At 59.4% G+C, this 3,455-nt stretch carries 3 protein-coding genes and 3 pseudogenes; 3 read left to right on the top strand and 3 right to left on the bottom strand.

The annotated features are described in order from the left end of the window. Positions 1-336, bottom strand: a pseudogene (locus BRAS3843_RS22485) (cytochrome P450); the annotation flags it as partial. Between BRAS3843_RS22485 and BRAS3843_RS39765 the strand changes: the two are divergent. Continuing rightward, positions 324-560 (top strand): annotated as a pseudogene (locus tag BRAS3843_RS39765) (carbohydrate ABC transporter substrate-binding protein); the annotation flags it as partial. The pseudogenes BRAS3843_RS22485 and BRAS3843_RS39765 overlap by 13 nt on opposite strands. Positions 561-572: 12 nt before the next feature. Here the strand turns inward: BRAS3843_RS39765 and BRAS3843_RS42250 are convergent. Next, a pseudogene (locus BRAS3843_RS42250) lies at positions 573-835 on the bottom strand (integrase); the annotation flags it as partial. A gap of 77 nt (positions 836-912) precedes the next feature. Here BRAS3843_RS42250 and BRAS3843_RS38995 point away from each other — a divergent pair. Continuing rightward, positions 913-1,410, top strand: coding sequence for a DUF1304 family protein (locus BRAS3843_RS38995; protein ID WP_139024953.1), 498 nt, complete (start codon positions 913-915; stop codon positions 1,408-1,410). 45 nt (positions 1,411-1,455) lie between these two features. On the opposite strand, the gene BRAS3843_RS38990 is transcribed toward BRAS3843_RS38995, so the two are convergent. Further along, positions 1,456-2,070 carry a TetR/AcrR family transcriptional regulator gene (locus tag BRAS3843_RS38990; RefSeq protein WP_008971353.1) on the bottom strand — a complete coding sequence of 205 codons (615 nt, stop codon included), beginning with the start codon at positions 2,068-2,070 and terminating at the stop codon, positions 1,456-1,458. A gap of 362 nt (positions 2,071-2,432) precedes the next feature. On the opposite strand from BRAS3843_RS38990, the gene BRAS3843_RS38985 reads away from it, so the two are divergent. Beyond that, on the top strand, positions 2,433-2,978 hold the full coding sequence (locus BRAS3843_RS38985; RefSeq protein ID WP_210161399.1) for an isoprenylcysteine carboxylmethyltransferase family protein: 546 nt from the start codon (positions 2,433-2,435) through the stop codon (positions 2,976-2,978). The last annotated feature ends 477 nt before the right edge of the window (positions 2,979-3,455 follow it).

Below are 3,455 nucleotides of genomic sequence, written 5' to 3'. Positions count from 1 at the left end.
CCGGTTCGCCGACGCCTGGATCGTCATCACGGTGTCGCGCTTCGGGATCAGGCAGCCGCGGATCTCGGTGTCTTCCATCACAAGGCGTGAGCTCGCCTGGATCGGCGCCACCCACCGCACCCCTTCCTCGAAGGCGGAGCGCCACTTCTCCTGTTCGCGCACGGCGGCAAGCTGCTCCGGATTGGTCAGGAGGCCGTAGAGGATCGTCAGCAGGGCGTCGCGCGGCTCGTTGATGCCGCCGCCGATCGCGATCTTGATGTTGGCGATGATCTGGCTTTCCGGAATCGGGTTCTTCGCGTTCACCATGAAGGAGAGCGCGGACGAATCCGGCTCGGCCCCCGACCGGCGACAACGTGCCTGACTATCCAAAGCTCGCGCAGCTCTGGTGGCAAAACATCGGCGACGCTTCATCCGGGACGAAAACACCGCAACAAGCCATGGACGCACTCGCCGTCGCGCAGGATTCGGTTCTTGAACGCCTCGAAAGGTCCGGAGTTCAGGGCGCTTGCGGACCGAAACTCAATAAGGAAACGGCCGAATATGGGTTCGAGAAATCCGAAGGTGCCGCAGCCCAAACCGCTCACGTGCTGGATGGGAAGCATGTTTCGCAGGCCGCGAACGATGCTGGAATGCCGCAACGCGTAGGGAATGACTCTCTGGAGCCCTGCGCGCTGCACCTGCTGCCGTCACGTCCCTTGTAGGACCGTGGTACCATCAGGCGTTGCTCTGTTCGTTGCGCATCGCTCACGCGCATTCGTCTTATCTGGGCAAATCGCGCGCCTGTGGCCGCAAGGCACACCACAATGCGAAACAGGTCGCCTTCAAACTCTTGCTCCTCGTGGGCCGGCCTCAATTCCACCATAGGGAAGTTCTAAAGTGTTGCTCTAGTATCATCTAGTTGCGAGTGATACTATGCTTCCCAAAGTTTTAGTTTTGCTGACGATTGTTCCTCATTGTCATCTCGCCCTGCAGAGCACGGTTTTCGAGTGGCTGGCTCCCGAGAACAGAATGGCGCGTTTGAGCGAAGGAACGCTGGCGGACGCGATGCCGAGCAACACCCTCTACAACGTGTTCCTGCTGACCGCGCTGATCCTTGCCTTCTTTCATCCGGATCCGCTGGTTGCCAGGAGCTTCGCCTGGTTCTGGCTGATGGCGGTTGTGATCGGTTCGGTCTGGAATGCTGTCACAAGCCGCATCGATGGTCGCTATCATGCATTTCTCGTGGCAGCGCTGAGCATCGGTCTGCTGGATCGCAACCCAGAAGTGGCATCGGCCTTCTCTGTGTTCGGGCTCGCCTGCGTCATTGCCTCGGGTCTTCGCTGCGCATGGATTGACATGGAGTCCGGCGGTCTGATCAATTGCTCGATTCCTGCGGCCCTCGCGCTCGCGGCCGTGGTTGGCAAACTGTGACCACCTAAATGTTTGCGCCGGCATCTCGGCAGCGGCCGGCACATATCAGCCGAAGCCGTGCTCAGCCAATCCTTTTATGAGCAGGTGGCAGGTATCCCTCATCCATGCGTTGGCCTTGTCCGGGGCGACGCGTAGCCGCCCATAAAGATACTGTGCGGTAAGGCCCTGCATTGATGCGATGTAGACGCCGGCTCTGGCGACCACCAGGTTTGGCGCAATGCCCGTGCCGGCGAAGCCCACCACAAATATCTGCAGTGCCTCGGTGATCGCGGCCTCGAGCCGGGGGAATCTGACGCCGAGACTGGGGTAAGCGCCGGTCGCGAACAGAAATATGTTGCTGTTCTTTCGCCCAAACGTAAACACCGCGAGCCCCGCAGCCACCAGCATCGCTTCGCCGGGAGCCTCGTTGGCAACGGCCTTGCCCAGGTGATGGATGAAATCCCGCCAAATTCTCTCCGCAACTTCGGCAAGGAGCGCCTCCTTGTCGGGGAAATGGCGATATATCGCGCGATGGTTCACGCCCGTATCCTGCGCGAGATCGCGCAGGGTTATCGAACCGCCGCCATGCTCCTCGATCCTTCGGATCGCAGCTTTAATCAGCGCGTCCGGAAGATTGCCGTGGCGAAATGTGGTTCTCTTTGTTGCCGCTCTGCGGGGCATCCGAAGGTTTCTCTCGAGCCCTAGTCTCCACTGGAGACTAAGTAGTGTTGAACAGCGACACAAGCTAAATTGCGGTGGTTTGCTACCGCGGCAGGGGGGGAGCACCCCGCAAACTGACCTTATCTACTAGAATTCAGCGGCATTTACCAACGTCGGAGCTGTGGCGGAAAAGCCCACTTGACTCGTCCCAGAGTGTGCTCATATGTCTCCATGGGAGACTTATTACAACTCGTTATCAAGAACAGGGGCCCCCGGCCTTCATGCGCGCAAGCGGCTGATCCTATTAGGCTGCTCCAGATCCGCAGGCTTCGAAGGCACAAGACTTGAGTAAAAGTCTCCAATGGAGACAAATGAGCTGGAGCGTGACGGTGCGCCAAATTCAGGAGGCGATTCGCGTGGATACTGTCGAAAACGACCATGGCGTGATGTTTCCGCGCCTGATCCCGGCGTCGGTTCTGGTGGTGTTCCTCGCAGGTCTGCTGCAGTGGATGCTGCCGCTGCCGCGCAGTCTGTTCACCGACTCTGCATCAGCCGACGGCGTCGGTGTCGTATGTTTATTCTCCCTCGGTGCCCTGCTTGCGGCGGCCGGCATTGCGATCAGCTTTGCCGGATATCGGGCCCTGAGGCGACACCGCGCGGAGGTTGAACCACGGCAGCCGGTGACTGTCCTGGTGACCGATGGCATCTTCGCGTGGACGAGGAATCCCTGCTATCTCGGCTGGTTGGTTGCACTGTTCGGTCTCGCGCTGATGCTGATGCTGGATTGGCTGCTGATCCTGCTCGTGCCGACCTTGATCCTGCTGAACGTGGCGGTTGTCCGGTCGGAGGAACGGCATCTTCTCAAGCGGTTTGGCGAGAGCTACGAAGTCTACCTGCGACGCGTTCCGCGCTATTGGTTTATCCACTGAGGAGTCGAGCGTGTCGATGCCGACGCATTTCATAGATCGCTGGGCTGGTCGGCTCGCGGATGCCGCACGAGGCCGATTGCAGGCTCCCTCAACGATGCCAGAAAGGCCAATATTTCAGAATTGGCGTCGAAATGAGCCTAGGCAAACGCCGGTACGTCAGAGACCGCATCAATGCGCAGCCCCAGTAACTATGGCTGTTCGACTTCGATCAGCAAACGGCGACTCGAACAGATGTGATCAATCCAGAGAGGGGCGCCAGCGCAATCAACCTACGCCGACGTGGGAAGCATGATCTCTGAATTAACCCGTGACCGCATCAAGTGCACGAAGGCAAGACGCAGTAGAACGAGCGCTCGCCCTGATCCTATTGCAGGCGAACCGGCAAATTGAGCGGCCCCCGAAACCCGAACCCATGCCAGCGCACGCTCGCCGGATCTGGCAGCGTCATCTTCGGGAAACGCTCGAACAGCATGGGCA

The sequence above is a fragment of the Bradyrhizobium sp. STM 3843 genome (assembly GCF_000239815.1).
Classification (GTDB): Bacteria; Pseudomonadota; Alphaproteobacteria; order Rhizobiales; family Xanthobacteraceae; genus Bradyrhizobium.
The sequence above is the reverse complement of the archived record's forward strand: the minus strand, read 5'-3'. Positions and strand labels throughout refer to the sequence as shown.